Below are 16,833 nucleotides of genomic sequence, written 5' to 3' on the forward strand. Positions count from 1 at the left end.
TCGGGGTTTGCGTCCCGCTCACCCCAGCCTGCCAAACCTTTTTGCACATTCCGCTTGCCGTCGCTGCAAAAAACGCCGCACCGCGGGATCGTGCGCAAGACCGATCGCCATGTCATACGCATGCAAGCTCTCGCGCTCGTTGCCGATGCGTGCGAACAAGGCCGCACGCGCTGCCCAATACGGTTGATACTCGGCCAGGCGTTTGTCGTCGGACAACACGCGCAAGATCGCCATGGCGGCCTCGGGCCCTTCCAGCTCCGCCACGGCCAACGCACGATTGAGCGCGACGACCGGCGAATACGTGAGTGCATACAACGCGTCGTAAAGTTGTACCTCGGGTGTCCAGTCGCCGCGCCCGGAACGTTGGCGCTCGATGTGCGCCGACTGCAACGCGGCTTCCAATTGATAGCGGCCGATGCGGCCAAACGTGCTTGCACGCTGCAGCAAGGTTTCGGCTTCATCGATCATGCCGGCATCCCACAAGCGCGTGTCCTGCTCGGCCAACGGCACGTACTCGCCTTCCGCGCTACGGCGCGCGCGACGGCGGGCTTCGGTGTACAGCATGCCGGCGAGCAAGCCGAGCGTTTCCGGTTCCTGCGGCAACAGCTCCGCCAGCAGGCGTGCGAGAAAGACGGCTTCTTCGACCAGGTCGCGGCGTGCGAGGTCGGCGTCGTCCGGTTCGCTCCAGCCTTCCGCGTACGTCGCATAGATCGCGGCCAGCACGGCTTCCAGCCGTTCGTTCCACGCATCGCGCTCGGGAATGGCGAAGGGAATGCCGGCTTCGCGAATCTTCTGCTTGGCGCGGCTCAAGCGCCTGCCCATTGCATCGGGTGACACCAGAAACGCGGAGGCGATGGTTTTCGCTTCCAAGCCCAGCACGGTCTGCAGCATCAGCGGGGCACGGATGTTCACGTCGATGGCCGGATGCGCGCAGGCGAACAGCAAGCCAAGGCGGCGATCCGGAAAGGATTCGTCCTCGTGCGTGTCGACGCATTCGGCATGCATGTCCGCGATCGCCTGCAATTGCACCGAGGCCGCCTCGCCACTGCGCTTTCGCCGCGCACCATCGATGCCTTTGCGACGCGCCACCGTCATCAGCCATGACTCCGGATTGTCGGGGCAGCCATGCAGCGGCCAATCCGCCAGCGCCGCGGCAAAAGCTTCCGACAAGGCATCCTCGGCCGCCGACACGTCACGCATGTCGGCGGCGAGATACGCAAGCAGCTTGCCGTAGCTGCGTCGCGCTACGTCATTGGCTGCTGCCCGCGCTGCGTCGGTCACGCTGCGCTGCTCCCGGGCATCGCCCATACCGGGCGCACCTCGACCACACCGTGGCTGGCGGTGGGGCAACGCGCCGCCCAACCCAGCGCTGCGTCCAAGTCGGCGGCGTCGATCAGGTAATAGCCGGCGAGTTGTTCCTTGGTTTCCACATACGGTCCATCCAGCACCTGCGACTTGCCATTGGCGAGCCGCACCGTGGTCGCCGTGGCCGTGTCCTGCAGCCGGTTGGAGCCCACCCACGCGCCGGCCTTTTTCAACGCTTCCGTATAGGCGGTGTAGGCCGCCCCTTGATGCGCCTTTTCGTCATCGGACATGCGGTGCCAGGCACTTTCTTCGACAAACAGCATCAGTAGGTATTGCATGGACATTCTCCGTCGGGTTGGAGCGGGCAACGTGCACCGCCACTCCGATGACGCGCGAGCCGGCGCCGATCGGACATCCTCGCTCAGCATAGCCAGCCCCTTGCCGGCCGGCACGGCCGCAAAGAGCAACCAGATGATTGCATGACGTACCATGCCAGGACTAATATGCAACCAGGAGGTTGCCCATGAACACATCGACAGATCGCATCGAACGACAGATCCACATCAAAGCGCCGCGTGCGAAAGTGTGGCGTGCCTTGGCGAATGCCGAATCCTTCGGCGAATGGTTCGGCGTTGCGCTGAAAGGAAAGCATTTCGTCGCCGGCGAGCCTTGCGAAGGCAACATCACCTATCCAGGCTATGAACACCTGACCTGGAACGTGACCGTGGAACACCTCGAACCGGAACGCCTGCTTTCCTTCCGCTGGCATCCGTACGCCGTCGATCCCAACGTGGATTACTCGCAGGAACCCACCACCCTGGTCAGTTTCGAACTGGAAGAAACCACCGACGGCACGCTGCTGCGCCTGGTGGAATCCGGTTTCGACCAGATCCCCGCACATCGCCGGCTGGAAGCCTTCCGCATGAACAGCGGTGGCTGGGATCAGCAGATGACCAACATCGACACGTATGTCGCTTCGCACTAGCGCACGCAACGCCGGCGCGAAGTTTCCACTGCTGCGCAAGGCCGTGCCGGTCTTCGCAGCATTGGGCGACGAAACGCGCCTGCGCCTGATCGCCCTGCTCTGCACCGGCAGCGCGCTATCCATTGCCCAGCTGACGGCCGGCACCGACATTACACGGCAAGCCGTCACCAAGCATCTGCAAGTGCTCGCCGACGCCGGCCTGGTCCGCGATCTTCGCCAGGGGCGTGAGCGCTTGTGGGAATTGCAGGCGTCGCGCCTGGACGAAGCGCGCCGTTCGCTCGATGTGATTACCGCGCAATGGGACCAGGCGCTGCTGCGGCTGAAGGCAACACTGGAACCATAGCCGTTTCTTACTGCAGCAGTTGCGGCTGCTTGCGCGGCCGGTGTGCTGGCCTTGCGCGCGCATACCGCCCAAGCGTCGCCTCCACCCGCGCCTGGAAGGCCAGCGATCCCAATGCGCGCTGCTGCTGGATGTACATGCGGATATCCCGCAACACGTCCGGCTCGATATCCAGCTCAAACGATTGGCGATACGCCCGCATGTATTGCTCGCGGTAACTGCCGAGCGCGAGATATCTGGCATGCGGAACGATGACGGGATCAGGCAGGCCGAGCGCATTGCAGGCGTAGCTGGACCACGCATAGGCCGATGGCTCGCCCACCAACCCGGCACGCACCGGGTTGAGTTCGATGTAGCGTTGGCAAACCAGCAGATAGTCCTCGCCGATCAAGCAGGATTTGAAACGCCCTTCCCAGAGCGTGCCCGCACGATGGTAAGTGGCGTTGAAGTAACTGACATAGTTGCGGCCGATGGCCTGCATCATGTGCGCGAGCGCACCCACGTGCGCGGGCGTTACCAGAAGATGCACGTGATTGGGCATCAGCACATAAGCATGCACGGCGCAATCCCAGCGCGAGCTGGCGTGCAGCAATTGCACGAGATAGCAGCGGTAATCCGCCGGACTGTAAAAACAGGCATGCCCATCGTGCCCGCGCTGGATGATGTGCTGAGGCACATAGGCAAGGTCGAACCGTGGCGATCGTGGCATCGTGTAGCCTCCATGCGGCGATGCGTGTGTTAGGTCGCGTTATGAAAGATGTCGCCCTGTTGCTTCGAGACCGTGGCACGCGAAAGCGTCGCGTTATTCTGCGAATTTGCGTGGATCGAAATCGAATAGCGCCTGCCTCACGACATGACCGAAGCAGGTTGACACCGAAGCTGCGCAGCTAGCCTTATCGCCCCGCGGTGAAAGGATCGTGACGGCAATCGCACAGTGTGATGCAGCGCAAACGGGGACAGATCGACTTAACGGGGACAGGGAAAGAGACTGATGCGCGCCGGCTCAGTACTATCCCTATCCATGCGGAAAAACTTGAGGAACGGCATGCCTAACGCCATGACCACGATGCGTCTGTTTGCCGGCTGGCTGACCGTGGCCTTGTTCTTGCTGTTCGGCTCGTCCTGGGCCGGCAACATCAGCAGTCCGCTGGCCGCCCTCATCCTCTTCGTATGGTTGTTCCTGGTGATCGTATGGGTTGCCTTCGGCGTGGTGCACGAGGCCGAGGAGCTGGCCCATATGCTGGACGAACCGCTCGGCACGCTGGTGCTGACGCTGTCCATCGTGATCATCGAAGTAGTGCTGATTTCCGCCGTGATGCTCGGTTCGAGCGGCAGTTCCACGCTGGCGCGCGACACCATGTATGCGGTGCTGATGATCGTGCTCAACGGCGTGGTGGGGCTCAGTCTGTTGCTCGGCGGCTTTCGCCACTACGAACAGACGTACAACTTGAAAGGCGCGTCGGCATATCTGTCGGTGATCATTCCGCTGACCATCATCGCGCTGGTGCTGCCAAACTTCACCACCTCCACACCCGATGGCTCCTTGGCGCGGCCACAAGCCCTGGCGTTCTCGCTGCTCACCATTGCCCTGTACGGCGTGTTCCTTTGGTTGCAGACGGGACGGCACCGCGGCTACTTCGTCACGGCTGACGAAGATTCCGTCGAACACGCGGCGCATCAGCCCGCAGCCACGGCCAGCAAGAAACCGTTGTTGCTGCACTTCGGGCTGCTGCTGTTGAACATCCTGCCCATCATCATTCTGTCCAAGAGCCTGGCGAAAATTCTCGACTATGGCATCGACGTCGCGGGTGCGCCCAAGGCCTTGGGTGGCATCATCATCGCCATCCTGGTGTTCGCGCCGGAAGGCATTTCCGCCCTGATTGCCGCGCGTGCGGACCGGATGACGCGCGCCATCAATCTTTGCCTGGGCTCTGTCGCTTCCACACTGGGGCTGACCGTGCCCGCCGTGCTCGCCATCAGCCTTTTCAGCGGCCAATCCGTGCTCCTCGGCGTACCGCCATCAAGCATCGTGATGTTGATGGCAACGCTGATACTCAGCGCCATGACGTTTTCCAATGCGCGCACCACCATGCTGGAAGGCGCGGTGCATCTGTCATTGTTCGCCGTATTCATCGTGCTGGTGTTCAGCCCGTAACCTGCATGTAGGCTGGGATGAAATCCCAGCATCGCCATGCATAAAAGCTGGGATTTCATCCCAGCCTACGAGAAAACCCAAAACACTCAACCGCGGAAAAACAGATAAACCGCGCTATAGGGCACGCGCACTTCCGCGCTCGCATGAGCAGCATCGCAACCAGTCGCAGGCGCCGCGCCACCTTCGGTACGCGTGCGAACAATGTACTGCACACTCGCCATGTCCCCCTTGCCACTATGCGACTTGGCATGCAGCACAAGCCACGCAACCGCACCTGCATCCGGTGACGGCGAGGCGCTCAACATCTCGCCCACCACCACGCTGCCATCCTCGGCTTGCCAGCTTGGGCCGGCGAAATGCCTGCCAATGGCATGGCCTTTCGCATCGCTCAAGGTCGCGTCCGGCCCTTTCAACGTCCACGCATAACTGTTGCCGGCGTCTTTGCAGCTGTAGATCTGCACGCCCTTGGCGAACGCTTCGATGGCGTGCGGTCTGGCTGGCGATGCTTGCGCATGGATGCCGACTGCGAACGCAGGCAACGCAAAAAGCAAACAGGTTCGGAAATTCCGCACGGTGTTCTCCTGATGAGCCTCGACAAGGCAGGCAAGGATAAGCGGCAATGGTGTCGATTGTGCTGCACTGTGCACTACATGAACCGTTGCCAGCGACACCGGCCGATTCATCATCAACCTGCATGGCGTTTGGCATAGACTCCGGCCACGGTTGTCCACCGCAAAGCTCATCCGTTGCGGCGTATTTTGTTGCGACGACCATCTTCGCACGCATCCCAAGCTGGCCCGATGCATGCGACACACATTGCGTAGTGAGGAGGGTAAGTAGATGACTCGCACCCCGCTATATCGGCAGCTTGCTGCCCTGGCCATTGCCGTGGCGGTGATCGCGCCATGCATGCCGGCCCAAGCCCAGTACCGTCGTCCTGATCGCGGCTGGCATCGGCCACCGCCGCCGCCACCGCCGCGTTGGGATAACCGCCATCGTCGCGGCAACGACAACGCCGGCGTTGCCATCGCCGCCGGCCTGCTCGGCGTCGTGGCTGGCGCCGTGATCGCCAACTCCGCCGCTTCCGCCTCGCAGCCGCCTCCGGGGGTGGTCTATCAGTCGTCCGCACCACCACCGCCGCCACCGCCCGGCGTGGTCTATTACGACAACGGCTATGCGCCGCCCCAGGGATATTGATCTGCCCGCATCCAGGCATTAATGCCCGCACTCATGCATCGGAGCATCCCATCATGAAAAATTTTTTCAGCAAGGCTGCCTTACCCATTGCACTCTCCCTGGCCCTGCTTGGCGGCACCAGCATGGCGCAGAGCACGGCGCCGGCTTCGGCCTCCTCGTCCAGCACCGCACCGACGGCCAAGAAATCGCACATGCAGCGACGCATGGACGAAGTGGAACAGCAGATCACCGATCTGCACGAAGAGCTTGGCATCACCGATGCCGAATCGAGCCAGTGGAACGCGTATGCGCAGGTCATGCGCGACAACGCGCAAAACACCGGCAAGGCACTGCACGAGCGCCATCAGAAAATGGAAAGCATGAGCGCGGACGACTCCATGAAGTCCTACGCACAGCTCGCCCAGCTCAATGCGGACAACATGCAGAAACTGTCGTCCGCGTTCACCTCGCTGTACGCCGTGCTGTCGCCCGAACAAAAGCAGACCGCCGATGAGCTGTTCCGCAATCGTCCGCCGAAGCAACGGATGGGCGGGCATAAGGAACGCGAGAGCAAGCCGGCCAGCGCATCGTCGACATCCGGCGGCTGACCCGCATTTCGCATCACGCAAAAGGCCGGAGGCGTCACCGCCTCCGGCCCTTTTTATTTGCACATGTAACTGTAGGCTGGGATGACAATCCCAGCATCGAAAGACCGCCTGAAAAGCTGGGATTTCATCCCAGCCTACCCTCGAGCCAGGCACTGCGCTACGCTGGCCTCGCCCGGTTCCCCAACCATCTGCCGGGCACACATCGACATCCACACGTTCGCTCAGGAGGAAGTATGACTTTCTCTGCTCGTGTCTCGAATAACGTCATGGCCCAGATCAACGTGACGCCTCTGGTCGACGTGATGCTGGTATTGCTGATCATCTTCATGATCAGCGCGCCGGTCATTACGCATAAGACGAAACTGGATCTTCCTCAACGCTCCAGCAAAATCATGGAGACGCCGCCGTCCGTCCATCTTGCGATCCAGGCGGATGGCACGATGTATTGGAACGGCACGCCGGTCAGTTCGGATCAGCTGCGAACGCAGTTGAGTATTGCCGCGATGCAGTCCACGCAACCTGCTTTGGAAATCGATGCCGCGGATGGCGCGGCTTACGATGCGGTGGCGAAAGTGATGGCGGAAGCGAAGGCACAAGGCTTGGCCAGGATAGACATGCTTGGCGTGCAGTGAGTGTGCACGTGGATTGCGCGGCATCCGAAGCGCACATTTATACGCTTGCGATAATCCACTTCCTCCCCTGCAAAAGCAGGGGAGGGTTGGGGCTGAGGTATCCCCACGTTTTTGCCGTCGTTCCGTTTAGGGGAATTGAAGTTCACGTCAAGCCCATTTCAGAGCGAGTCGTCATTCCAGCTTTCGCTGGAATGACGGGTTGGGGCTCTGCGGCAGCTGAAGAATTTTTTAAATTCGGAGCATTGATCCTGGCCATCCCCTACTTCGCAAGAGAGGGGACTGTCCTTCGCGATGACCGCGATGCGCGCTTAAACAAACGCTTTTCGGCGCAACTTACGAAGAGCTACAAAGCCACGGCTGTATACTGCCGTGATGCAAAGCCCCATCCCTTCGCCTGTCTCCACGCTGCTCGACGCCGTAAAGCGCGACGGCTTTTCGTTCGTCACCGCGGATGTCATGCAACCGCTATTGCAAACATCGGGCGATCTAGCGGATTGGGATGCGTTCACTGCCAGCTGGGACTACCTCGGCCCTGACCCCTACCTTGCCGCAACCGGACGGCAGCGCCGCCGCCGTCACGCCACCTATGTCGCCAAGGCACATGGCAGCGTCGCGCTTGCTCCGCATCAACCGCATTACCAGGCGCTGCAATACAACCGGCTGCAAGGCAATATCGAGCGCTGGTTCGAACCGCTCGATCCCGCCATCGCGAACGGTCCAAGCCTTCGCGCCATCCTTGCCTTCTGCAACGATTTCTTCAGCTCGCTCGCGCCTTCCGTTCCAAACTGGCATGTGGAAGTGCACCAGTTCCGTATCGAAGCAAATGCCGATGCGGCGGGCGAGCCCACGCCCGAAGGCAGTCATCGCGATGGCGTGGATTTTGTGCTGGTGCTGCTGATCGATCGCCACAACATTGCCAGCGGCACCACCACCATCCACACGCCGGACGGCAAGCCGCTCGGCGATTTCACCCTCACCCATCCGTTCGACGCCGCGCTGATCCACGATCCGCGCGTGTTCCACGGCGTCACGCCAGTCACGCCACTGGTGCCTGGCGAACCAGCGCATCGCGACGTGTTGGTAGCCACGTTCCGGGCCAGACCCTGACCTCACCCGATTGAAGACAAAGCACGGGTTCGGCATGACTTTCCATATAGTTGCCAAAAGCAACTATATGGATTTAGAGTCGCGCCATGAGCACCAAGCCGATGCCACCGCAGTTTGCCGAGCAGATTGCTGCGATACGTGAGTTCAACCGCTTCTACACCGCCCACCTCGGCCTGTTGCGCCGTCGACACCTGGATGGCGAATTTGCGCTGACAGAAGCCCGCATCCTGTACGAGATCAGCGCGCAGCCAAAGGTGACTGCCGCCACGCTGCAGGACACCTTGGAATTGGATGCCGGCTACATGAGCCGGCTGCTGTCGGGGCTGATCCGGCGCAAGCTGATACGCCGCGTCACGTCAGATACGGATGCGCGTGAAAAACCGCTGGTACTCACCGCCACCGGGCAAAAGGCTGTCGCGCGGCTCAATGAGCAATCCATGCGGCACATCCGCGACATGCTCGCGCATCTCAATACGGCCGATCGCGACGCCTTGGTGGCGTCGCTTGCAGGTGTTCGCAGCTTGCTCGAAGGCCGTACGCCACCCTTGCGCATCGTTCGCCTCACCGAGGTCAACGATGACGCGCTCGCCATCCTCCACGAATACTACGAAGCCGTGCACGTGGTGCAGCGGGACAAACCCGGCAGCATCCAGAAGCTGATCGACACGCCCGCGTCAGGTGTGTGGCTGGCGTATCTGGGTGACGAGGTGGCGGGATGCGTCGTACTGCGCAAGCTGGCGAATCTGCGCGGCGCCAGCGAATGCAAGCGCCTCTACGTCAAACCCGGTGCGCGTGGAAAACATATCGCCGACAAACTGCTCGACGCGCAGGAAGCGTTTGCCCGCGATGAAGGTATCGAATGGATCTACCTCGACAGCTACGATGATTTGAAAGCCGCCATTGCGCTGTACGAAAAGCGCGGGTACGAGCATTGCGAGCGCTATAACGACAATCCGCAGGCAACGGTTTTCATGCGCAAATACGTAGGCTGGGATGGCACTCCCAGCTTTTCCGCCGAGCCCTGACGCTGGGATTGTCATCCCGGCCTACGTGCCGCTTATCGGTTGCGATGCGCCTTCCACGCGTCCACGCGCTGCTTGATATACCGATCGTAGTCATCCCCCGTTTCCAGCTTCGCAATACCCGGTTGTGCACCGGGCGCCGGGTCAGGCATCGGCAAATGTCCGGCGAGTTCGGCATACACCTGCTGCAGATGCGAGGGTTTGTTCGCCGAGGGATTCGTGCCCTTCGACTGCGGCACTACGACACCAGATAGCGGATCATCCGTACGCGGCGTGGCCAGGCTGAGCACCGCGCTCACATCCGGTGCGGCGGCATCGCGCGCCGTCAGTGCCGGCAAACCCCAACGCAACTCCACTGTCTTCAGAATCGACGTGTGATCGAACGGCATAGCGCCCGAGGCGCGGAACACCGTACCTGCCGGAATCAGCGGCGAGATCAGCAGCGTCGGCACGCGTGGCCCGAAGCGCTTGAAATCAAAACCGTATTCGCCGGCCGTGCTGTCCGGCGGCACCGCATTAGTGGGCGGCGCGACATGGTCATAGCAGCCGCCATGTTCGTCATAGGTAATGATCAACAAGGTTTCATTCCACGCCGGGCCGTTGCGCAACGCGTTATACACGTCATGGATAAACTGCTCGCCGAGCGCAACGTCGTAGTTCGGATGCTGGCTGTTGCCCTTCGAACCCCAGCTAGGCTCAAGAAAGCTGTACGCCGACAACGAACCGTTCGCCGCATCCGCCTGGAAATCCTTGAACTGCCCGAAGTACGTCTCGGCCAGATTGGTAATATCGGTGAAGGTGTGCCGGGTCAGCGGCTCGGCGTTATAGCCATAGATTTTCCAGCTAACGTTCTTCTGGCTGAGCGCTGCATAGATGGTGGGCGCGGTGAAGGTCTTGGTCTTGTCGTCCATGTGGCCTTGCGACGTGGCCGCATGCACGAAGGCGCGGTTGGGCAGCGTTTCCGTCGGCACCGAACCGTACCAGTGATCGCACACCGCAAAGCCACGCGCCAGCGCGGAAAGCACCGGCAAGGTCTGCGGCGTGTGCATGCCCATGATGTCGTTGGCGGTGGTGCCCGGAAGGATCGAATAGCCTTTGCTTTTCGATTCCCAACTCAAGGTATAGGCGAAATTGGTAACGAAGCCCTGATGGGTCGCCACCGGCGGTGTCGGCGCGGTGTTGCTGCCGAACAACTGCGAATTTGTCGCGGTATAGCCTTCGCCGGGATCGGCGCCTGGCAAGAAGTAAGTGCTGGTAGTGCCAGCCTGGATCTTGTAAACACTGACCGGCTTGCCACTGGCATCGGGATTCGACTCGTTGCCGGTCAGCCCCTCATACGCTTGTCCGGCCGGCGAAACATTGCCCGCATCGGCATACAGAAACCCGAGCATGTGATCGAACGAGCGGTTCTCCAGCATCAACACCACAATGTGATTGATTGCGGACAACGCCTTGCCGGAAGTCGCCATGACATGCAGCCTCGTGTGTGAAGGAAACGTCACGGCGCTGCGCAAGCGCCACTGACCGCCGCTACCTTAGTCAATCGTGATGACAGTTTTCCGCGAATGCCGTCAGCGATTCACACGCGATCCAGATACGGCACCAGCATGTTGGTCAGCCAATCCATGAACACTTGCACGCGTACCGACAGGTTGCGCCGTTGTGCGTACAGCAGCGACACCGGCATCGGCTCGGCTTCGTAGTGCGGCAACACTTCTACCAGTCCGCCGGAACGCAATAAATGTGCAACGCCCGCGCGCGGCGTCTGCGTGATACCCAGGCCGGCTGCGCAACCGCTGGCATAGGCCTCCACGCTGTTGACGGTAAGCACGCCTTGCATGGGCACGTAGCGACACTCGCCACCTTCCAGGTATTCAAAACCCGGCGGCCGCTGCCCCAACACAGACACGTAATGGATCAGTTTGTGATGGGCCAGGTCCTCCAGCGTCTGCGGCACGCCGTGTTCGGCCAGATAGGCAGGGCTGGCGCAATTGACGATGCGGTACTGGCCCAGCGGCCGCATGATCAGGCTGGAATCGGTGAGGGTGCCCACGCGTACCACGCAATCGAAACCTTCCGCGACGACGTCGACGCGGCGATCGCTGCAGCTCAGTTCCACCTGGATGCCCGGATGCTCGCGCAGGAATTGCGGCAAGTGCTCGATCACATGCCTGGCGACGCCGCTGTTGGTATCCACGCGCACGCGTCCGCTCAAGGCTTGCGGGGCTTGCTGGAACATCGTGCTTAATTCATCGAGATCGGCCAGCACGTCCTTGCAACGCTCGTAGAAACGCTGGCCGTCTTGCGTCAGCTGCACACGGCGTGTCGTACGGTGCAAAAGTTGCGTGCCGAGCTGTGCTTCCAGGTGCTGCACGGCGGCGGAAGTGCTGGCCTTGGGGCACCCCAGGCTGTCGGCCGCCTTGGTGAAACTGGCCAGCTCCGCCACCCGCGCGAAGATATGCATGGCTTCGATCCGGTTCATCGCCTGCCTCGCCCGATTGTTCGTCATTTACGAACACAGCACTCATGATCGGACGATTTATGCGCTGAGTACAGATCAATATCCTGCTCACCGTTGGTTACCTCGCTTCCCTTCAAGGAGACACCCATGAGCACGAACACTCCCATTGTCCTGATCACCGGCGGCAGCCGCGGCCTCGGCAAGAACATGGCGCTGAAGCTGGCCGAGCACGGCACCGACGTGGTGCTGACCTACCGTTCCAACCAGGCCGAGGCGGAGGCCGTGGTCGAAGCGATCCGCAAGCTCGGCCGGCGCGCCGTCGCGTTGCCGCTGGACGTGGGCAAGGCCTCCACCTTCGCCGCTTTCGCCGGACAGTTGCGCGCGGCCTTGAAAGAGCATTGGCAGCGCGATCGTTTCGACTATCTGGTCAACAACGCCGGCATTGGCATCCATGTCAGCTTTGTGGAAACCACCGAAGCGCAGTTCGACGAGCTGATGAACATCCATTTGAAGGGTGCGTTCTTCCTCACCCAGACGCTGCTGCCACTGATCGAAGATGGCGGGCGCATTCTCAACGTCTCCAGCGGCTTGGCCCGCTTCGCATTGCCCGGCTATTCGGCGTACGCGGCGATGAAAGGCGGCATCGAAGTGCTGACACGCTATCTCGCCAAGGAACTTGGCCCGCGCCGCATCGCCGTGAACACGCTGGCACCCGGTGCGATCGAAACCGATTTTGGCGGCGGCACCGTGCGTGACAACGCGGATGTGAATGCTTATGTCGCTTCGCAGACGGCGCTGGGACGCGTGGGCCTGCCGGACGACATCGGCGGCGTGGTGGCGATGTTGCTGGCGAAGGAAAGCGGCTGGATCAATGCGCAGCGCATCGAAGCATCCGGCGGCATGTTTGTGTAGGTTGGGGTGCGAACCCCAACATGGCCATCACCGTGGACAAGCCATGTTGGGGTTCGCACCCCAACCTACCCGGTGTGGTCAGCAACTCCCCGACGCATACCATGCCGAGTCGCGAGCAGGCGCTGGAAGCACAGCATCCTGCAGCTGGCCATCGAAGCATGACAACGCGGATGTGAATGCTTTCGTCGCCTCGCAGACGGCGCTGGGGCGCGCGGGTTTACCGGACGACATCGGCGGCGTGGTGGCGATGTTGCTGGCGAAGGAAAGCGGCTGGATCAATGCGCAGCGCATCGAAGCATCCGGCGGCATGTTTGTGTAGGTTGGGGCGCGAACCCCAACATGGCCATCACCGTGGACAAGCCATGTTGAGGTTCGCACCCCAACCTACCTGGCTCGGTGTACCTTTCCCTCTCCACATCGAGAGGGAAGCAGCCGTGGTCAGCAACTCCCCGACGCATACCATTCCCACCCGCGAACAGGCGCTGCATGCGCTCTACGAAGCAGCCGAGCTCGAACACTGCCTGATGTGCACGTACCTCTATGCGGCCTTCTCGCTGAAGTCCGCGGTGGAGGAAGGCGTCACCGCCGAGCAACTCGACGCGATCAAGCGCTGGAAGCACAGCATCCTGCAGGTGGCGATCGAAGAGATGGGCCATCTGATGTCGGTGTGGAACATCACCGTGGCACTGGGTGGCGCGCCGCGCGTGGGGCGCTCGAATTTCCCGCTCGATCCGGGCTATTTGCCCGCCGGCGTGGTGGTGAAGCTGGCACCGTTCAACATGGCGACGCTGCAGCATTTCATCTACCTGGAACGCCCGGCCGGTTCGGCCGAACCCGATGGCGCCGGCTTCGAGCCCGAACGCCAGTTCATACGCGGCGCAAGCGGCCCGCGCCTGACGCCGATGGGTCTCAATTACGACACCGTCGGCGAGTTCTATCAGACCTTGGGCAATGGCTTGCGCCGGCTGGTTGAAGCACACGGCGAAAGCGGCGCGATGTGCGGCAATCCGGCCTTGCAATTGACCAGCGCGGAAGTGTCGCTGCCGGGCGCGAAGAAAGTGATCTGCCTGAAGACGGCGCTGGCAGCGTTCGACTCCATCATCACGCAGGGCGAAGGCGCACTGGAAAATACCGAGAATTCGCACTACCAGCGCTTCGCGGCGATACGCGCGGAATACCAGGCGCTGCTCGCGGCCGATCCTTCCTTCAGGCCGGCGTTTCCTGCCGCCACCAATCCGGTGCTGCGCCGTCCGCCGCGCCCGGAGGGCCGCGTGTGGCTGGAAGATCCGGATGCCATCGCCACGGTCGATCTGGCCAACGCGGCCTACGGCTTGATGCAACGCCTGCTCGCGTATACGTATGCCGTGCCATCACCCGATCCGGACAAATGCCTGTCGCTCGATCTGGGCATCGGCCTGATGCGCGCGCTGGCGCCCTTGGCCGAACGTGCTGCGCGGTTGCCGGCGGGGCCATCGAATCCGGAGTGCCATGCCGGCGTGTCGTTCATCACCTTGCGCGATGCGTCGGCGCTGCCACCTGGCCCGAGCGCGCGCCGCTTCTTCCGCGAGCGTTTCCAGCAATTGGCCGAAGCGGCGCAACGCATGGCTGCATCGGGCGATCCACGCACCGTGGCTGCCGCGTCGGTGTTTGCGCATCTTTCGCAGCAGGCCGAACAAGGTTTCGATCTCGATCGTCCGGCGCCGTCAGCCGCGGCACCCGCATCCGCTGCAACGACGCCCGTACCAGCTGCACCGACGTCCACCGTGCAAGACGGTATCGAGCAGGTCGAGGGAGAAAAACTGAGCTTGATGTTCGAAGCCAAGCGCTGCATCCACGCACGCTTCTGCGTCACCGGCGCACCGAAAGTGTTTCTTGCCAACGTGCAAGGGGCGTGGCTTTACCCCGATGCGATGGATGTGGAACGACTGGTCGACATTGCACACGCCTGCCCCTCCGGCGCCATCCAATACAAGCGTCGCGATGGACGGCCGGACGAAACCGCGCCGCCTGTGAATCTGGCCGCCACACGCGAGGCTGGCCCCTATGCATTTCGCGGCGATCTGCGCCTGAGTGGAAAGCAGGCCGGCTTCCGCGCCACGCTGTGCCGTTGCGGCGCCTCCAAGAACAAGCCGTTCTGCGATGGCTCACACCACGACATCGGCTTTGCCGCCAGCGGCGAACCGGCGACCGACACCTCGGCCGCTGCATTGGACGTCCGCGACGGTCCGCTGCAGATCGATCCGCAAATGAACGGCCCGCTGCGCGTGCGCGGCAACCTGGAGATCGTCAGCGGCACCGGGCGCATGGTGTCGCGTGTCACCAGTGCGTACTTGTGCCGCTGTGGGCACAGCCAGAACAAGCCGTTCTGCGACGGCAGCCACGCCAAAGTCGGATTCATTGCCGACGGGGCGTGATTACTTTTCCTCTTTGCAGCGCTGGTTGTCCTCGCCGGTGTCGTTCAAGGCATCGCCGCTGTCGTTGGTGTCTTCCAGGCGCTGTGGCGGGCCGCGGCGTTTGTGCGGATCGTAGGGCTCGCCGGCTTCGCGGCGGGGGGTTGGTTCGTTCGGGGTGGTGGGCATGGCAGGGCTCCTTTGGCGGGGTGTGACCACTATCCGACCGATACATGGAAGGCTTGGTACGGATTGCGTAAAGAATGCGTGCAAGCAGCACGCAGCATGCCGAACATAGGCTGGGACGAAATCCCTGCACCAGCCGCCATAAAAGCTGGGATTTCATCCCAGCCTATGTGGGCCTACGAAGGGCACCCCTCCCTGCGGCAGCGCATGGTCCCCCTCCCCCTTTAGAATGGCGCCCTTGTATCCATCCGATGAGGGCAATTCGTGGTCATCCATCCCAAGGTTCGCGGCTTTATCTGTGTCACGGCGCATCCGGTCGGCTGCGAAAAGAACGTGCTCGAGCAGATCGGCATCACCAAGGCCAAAGGCACTGCCGCCACCGGCCCCAAGCGCGTGCTGGTGATCGGCGCCTCGACGGGATACGGCCTGGCCTCGCGCATCACGGCGGCCTTCGGTTTCGGCGCAGCCACGCTGGGCGTGTTCTTTGAAAAGCCTTCCAGCGACAGCAAGCCTGGCACCGCCGGCTGGTACAACTCGGCCGCGTTCGACAAGCTGGCCAAGCGCGCAGGGCTGTATTCGCGCTCGATCAACGGCGATGCGTTCTCCAACGAAACGCGCGAGCGCGCGATCGAGCTGATCAAGAACGAGATGGGCGGCCCGATCGATCTGGTGATCTATTCGCTGGCCTCGCCTGTGCGCAAACTGCCCGATAGCGGCGAAGTGGTGCGCTCCACGCTGAAGACGATCGGCCAGCCGTTTACCGCATCGTCGGTGGACACCAACAAGGATGCCGTGGTGCAAGTGACGGTGGAGCCGGCCAACGAGCAGGAAATCAGGGACACCGTCGCCGTAATGGGTGGCGAAGACTGGGCGCTGTGGATCGATGCGCTAAGCCAGGCCGGTGTATTGGCCGATAACGCCAGCACCGTCGCCTACAGCTACGTCGGCACCGAAATCACCTGGCCGATCTACTGGCACGGCACCATCGGCCAGGCCAAGCAGCATCTGGACAACACCGCGCAGGCACTCAACCAGCGCTACGCCGCGCAACATCTGCACGCATACGTCGGCGTGATGAAGTCGGTGATCACGCAGGCCAGCTCGGCCATTCCGGTGATTCCGCTGTACATCTCCATGGTGTTCCGCATCATGAAGGACAAAGGCATCCACGAGGGCACCATCGAACAAGCCAACCGCCTGTTCCACGATGTGCTCTACCGCCAGGACGGCACGCCGCCGCCCACCGACAACGAAGGCCGCTTGCGTCTGGACGATTGGGAAATGCGCGACGACGTTCAGCAGGCATGCAAGGCATTGTGGCCGCAGGTCAACACGGAGAATCTGTGGGAACTGACCGATTACGCCGGCTACAAGCACGAATTCCTGCGCTTGTTTGGCTTTGGCTTGAAGGATGTCGATTACAACGCGGATGTGAATCCGGATGTGGGGTTTGACGTGGTGCAGATGTAACGCACATCGCAAACCTATTCCCTCTCCCCTTCGGGGAAAGGGTTAGGGTCAATGCTCCGAACTTAAGGTCTCCCAGTCGCCACA

18 protein-coding genes and 1 pseudogene are annotated in these 16,833 nt (G+C 61.8%); 12 read left to right on the forward strand and 7 right to left on the reverse strand.

What is annotated here, in order from left to right; translation table 11 throughout:
* Positions 1–18: 18 nt before the first annotated feature.
* Positions 19–1,308: an RNA polymerase sigma factor gene (locus VJR68_RS05100; RefSeq protein WP_324146485.1), complete on the reverse strand. Its 1,290-nt coding sequence runs from the start codon at positions 1,306–1,308 to the stop codon at positions 19–21.
* Positions 1,278–1,643, reverse strand: coding sequence for a YciI family protein (locus VJR68_RS05105; protein ID WP_324146486.1), 366 nt, complete (start codon positions 1,641–1,643; stop codon positions 1,278–1,280). Before VJR68_RS05105 ends, VJR68_RS05100 begins: the two co-directional genes overlap by 31 nt.
* Before the next feature lie 185 nt (positions 1,644–1,828).
* Here VJR68_RS05105 and VJR68_RS05110 point away from each other — a divergent pair, with 185 nt between their 5' ends.
* Together VJR68_RS05110 and VJR68_RS05115 are read left to right on the forward strand one after the other, a co-directional pair.
* Positions 1,829–2,290: an SRPBCC family protein gene (locus VJR68_RS05110; protein ID WP_324146487.1), complete on the forward strand. Its 462-nt coding sequence runs from the start codon at positions 1,829–1,831 to the stop codon at positions 2,288–2,290.
* Positions 2,274–2,633 carry a metalloregulator ArsR/SmtB family transcription factor gene (locus tag VJR68_RS05115; protein WP_324146488.1) on the forward strand — a complete coding sequence of 120 codons (360 nt, stop codon included), beginning with the start codon at positions 2,274–2,276 and terminating at the stop codon, positions 2,631–2,633. The genes VJR68_RS05110 and VJR68_RS05115 overlap by 17 nt, the downstream gene beginning before the upstream one ends.
* Before the next feature lie 7 nt (positions 2,634–2,640).
* Here the strand turns inward: VJR68_RS05115 and VJR68_RS05120 are convergent, their stop codons facing one another.
* A complete protein-coding gene (locus VJR68_RS05120) occupies positions 2,641–3,339 on the reverse strand; it encodes a transposase (protein WP_324146489.1) in 699 nt (232 codons plus the stop codon).
* A gap of 336 nt (positions 3,340–3,675) precedes the next feature.
* Between VJR68_RS05120 and VJR68_RS05125 the strand changes: the two genes are divergently transcribed.
* Positions 3,676–4,785 (forward strand): calcium:proton antiporter, encoded by a 1,110-nt coding sequence (locus VJR68_RS05125; protein WP_324146490.1) that lies wholly within the window; start codon positions 3,676–3,678, stop codon positions 4,783–4,785.
* Positions 4,786–4,871: 86 nt separating this feature from the next.
* Here the strand turns inward: VJR68_RS05125 and VJR68_RS05130 are convergent, their stop codons facing one another.
* Positions 4,872–5,357 carry a DUF3455 domain-containing protein gene (locus VJR68_RS05130; protein ID WP_324146491.1) on the reverse strand — a complete coding sequence of 162 codons (486 nt, stop codon included), beginning with the start codon at positions 5,355–5,357 and terminating at the stop codon, positions 4,872–4,874.
* Positions 5,358–5,625: 268 nt separating this feature from the next.
* Between VJR68_RS05130 and VJR68_RS05135 the strand changes: the two genes are divergently transcribed.
* The 5 genes from VJR68_RS05135 (at position 5,626) to VJR68_RS05155 (ending at position 9,333) form a co-directional block, all read left to right on the forward strand.
* Positions 5,626–5,982, forward strand: coding sequence for a hypothetical protein (locus VJR68_RS05135; RefSeq protein WP_324146492.1), 357 nt, complete (start codon positions 5,626–5,628; stop codon positions 5,980–5,982).
* A 53-nt stretch (positions 5,983–6,035) separates the two neighbouring features.
* Positions 6,036–6,569 (forward strand): Spy/CpxP family protein refolding chaperone, encoded by a 534-nt coding sequence (locus tag VJR68_RS05140; RefSeq protein ID WP_324146493.1) that lies wholly within the window; start codon positions 6,036–6,038, stop codon positions 6,567–6,569.
* Between the two features lie 266 nt (positions 6,570–6,835).
* The gene (locus VJR68_RS05145) at positions 6,836–7,201 is read left to right on the forward strand and encodes a biopolymer transporter ExbD (RefSeq protein ID WP_324146494.1); all 366 of its coding nucleotides are present in this window, start codon (positions 6,836–6,838) and stop codon (positions 7,199–7,201) included.
* A 372-nt stretch (positions 7,202–7,573) separates the two neighbouring features.
* Complete coding sequence (locus VJR68_RS05150; protein ID WP_324146495.1) at positions 7,574–8,308, forward strand: 2OG-Fe dioxygenase family protein; 735 nt, start codon at positions 7,574–7,576, stop codon at positions 8,306–8,308.
* Positions 8,309–8,394: 86 nt separating this feature from the next.
* Positions 8,395–9,333: a helix-turn-helix domain-containing GNAT family N-acetyltransferase gene (locus tag VJR68_RS05155; RefSeq protein ID WP_324146496.1), complete on the forward strand. Its 939-nt coding sequence runs from the start codon at positions 8,395–8,397 to the stop codon at positions 9,331–9,333.
* A 32-nt stretch (positions 9,334–9,365) separates the two neighbouring features.
* On the opposite strand, the gene VJR68_RS05160 is transcribed toward VJR68_RS05155, so the two are convergent.
* Entirely contained in the window at positions 9,366–10,799 is a 1,434-nt protein-coding gene (locus tag VJR68_RS05160) for an alkaline phosphatase family protein (protein ID WP_324146497.1), read from the reverse strand.
* A 110-nt stretch (positions 10,800–10,909) separates the two neighbouring features.
* Positions 10,910–11,812: a LysR family transcriptional regulator gene (locus tag VJR68_RS05165; RefSeq protein WP_324146498.1), complete on the reverse strand. Its 903-nt coding sequence runs from the start codon at positions 11,810–11,812 to the stop codon at positions 10,910–10,912.
* A gap of 126 nt (positions 11,813–11,938) precedes the next feature.
* Between VJR68_RS05165 and VJR68_RS05170 the strand changes: the two genes are divergently transcribed.
* The 3 genes and pseudogenes from VJR68_RS05170 (at position 11,939) to VJR68_RS05180 (ending at position 15,117) form a co-directional block, all read left to right on the forward strand.
* Complete coding sequence (locus VJR68_RS05170; protein WP_324146499.1) at positions 11,939–12,703, forward strand: SDR family NAD(P)-dependent oxidoreductase; 765 nt, start codon at positions 11,939–11,941, stop codon at positions 12,701–12,703.
* Between the two features lie 160 nt (positions 12,704–12,863).
* Positions 12,864–13,022, forward strand: a pseudogene (locus VJR68_RS05175) (short-chain dehydrogenase); the annotation flags it as partial.
* A gap of 115 nt (positions 13,023–13,137) precedes the next feature.
* Entirely contained in the window at positions 13,138–15,117 is a 1,980-nt protein-coding gene (locus VJR68_RS05180; protein WP_324146500.1) for a ferritin-like domain-containing protein, read from the forward strand.
* Here the strand turns inward: VJR68_RS05180 and VJR68_RS05185 are convergent, their stop codons facing one another.
* Positions 15,118–15,282, reverse strand: a complete 165-nt coding sequence (locus VJR68_RS05185; RefSeq protein WP_324146501.1) for a hypothetical protein — start codon at positions 15,280–15,282, stop codon at positions 15,118–15,120.
* Between the two features lie 261 nt (positions 15,283–15,543).
* Between VJR68_RS05185 and fabV the strand changes: the two genes are divergently transcribed.
* Complete coding sequence (fabV, locus tag VJR68_RS05190) at positions 15,544–16,749, forward strand: enoyl-ACP reductase FabV (protein WP_324146502.1); 1,206 nt, start codon at positions 15,544–15,546, stop codon at positions 16,747–16,749.
* The last annotated feature ends 84 nt before the right edge of the window (positions 16,750–16,833 follow it).

The sequence above is a fragment of the Dyella sp. genome (assembly GCF_035277725.1).
Lineage (GTDB): Bacteria > Pseudomonadota > Gammaproteobacteria > Xanthomonadales > Rhodanobacteraceae > Dyella_B.

Excerpts from the sequence above, each read along its gene's own strand:
- VJR68_RS05120 (WP_324146489.1), bottom strand. The coding sequence starts at position 3,339 with ATGCCACGATCGCCACGGTTCGACCTTGCCTATGTGCCTCAGCACATC.
- VJR68_RS05165 (WP_324146498.1), bottom strand. The coding sequence starts at position 11,812 with ATGAACCGGATCGAAGCCATGCATATCTTCGCGCGGGTGGCGGAGCTG.
- VJR68_RS05160 (WP_324146497.1), bottom strand. The coding sequence starts at position 10,799 with ATGGCGACTTCCGGCAAGGCGTTGTCCGCAATCAATCACATTGTGGTG.
- VJR68_RS05105 (WP_324146486.1), bottom strand. The coding sequence starts at position 1,643 with ATGCAATACCTACTGATGCTGTTTGTCGAAGAAAGTGCCTGGCACCGC.
- VJR68_RS05155 (WP_324146496.1), top strand. The coding sequence starts at position 8,395 with ATGAGCACCAAGCCGATGCCACCGCAGTTTGCCGAGCAGATTGCTGCG.
- VJR68_RS05135 (WP_324146492.1), top strand. The coding sequence starts at position 5,626 with ATGACTCGCACCCCGCTATATCGGCAGCTTGCTGCCCTGGCCATTGCC.
- VJR68_RS05125 (WP_324146490.1), top strand. The coding sequence starts at position 3,676 with ATGCCTAACGCCATGACCACGATGCGTCTGTTTGCCGGCTGGCTGACC.
- VJR68_RS05150 (WP_324146495.1), top strand. The coding sequence starts at position 7,574 with ATGCAAAGCCCCATCCCTTCGCCTGTCTCCACGCTGCTCGACGCCGTA.
- VJR68_RS05185 (WP_324146501.1), bottom strand. The coding sequence starts at position 15,282 with ATGCCCACCACCCCGAACGAACCAACCCCCCGCCGCGAAGCCGGCGAG.
- VJR68_RS05170 (WP_324146499.1), top strand. The coding sequence starts at position 11,939 with ATGAGCACGAACACTCCCATTGTCCTGATCACCGGCGGCAGCCGCGGC.
- VJR68_RS05115 (WP_324146488.1), top strand. The coding sequence starts at position 2,274 with ATGTCGCTTCGCACTAGCGCACGCAACGCCGGCGCGAAGTTTCCACTG.
- VJR68_RS05100 (WP_324146485.1), bottom strand. The coding sequence starts at position 1,308 with ATGGGCGATGCCCGGGAGCAGCGCAGCGTGACCGACGCAGCGCGGGCA.
- VJR68_RS05140 (WP_324146493.1), top strand. The coding sequence starts at position 6,036 with ATGAAAAATTTTTTCAGCAAGGCTGCCTTACCCATTGCACTCTCCCTG.
- VJR68_RS05110 (WP_324146487.1), top strand. The coding sequence starts at position 1,829 with ATGAACACATCGACAGATCGCATCGAACGACAGATCCACATCAAAGCG.
- VJR68_RS05145 (WP_324146494.1), top strand. The coding sequence starts at position 6,836 with ATGGCCCAGATCAACGTGACGCCTCTGGTCGACGTGATGCTGGTATTG.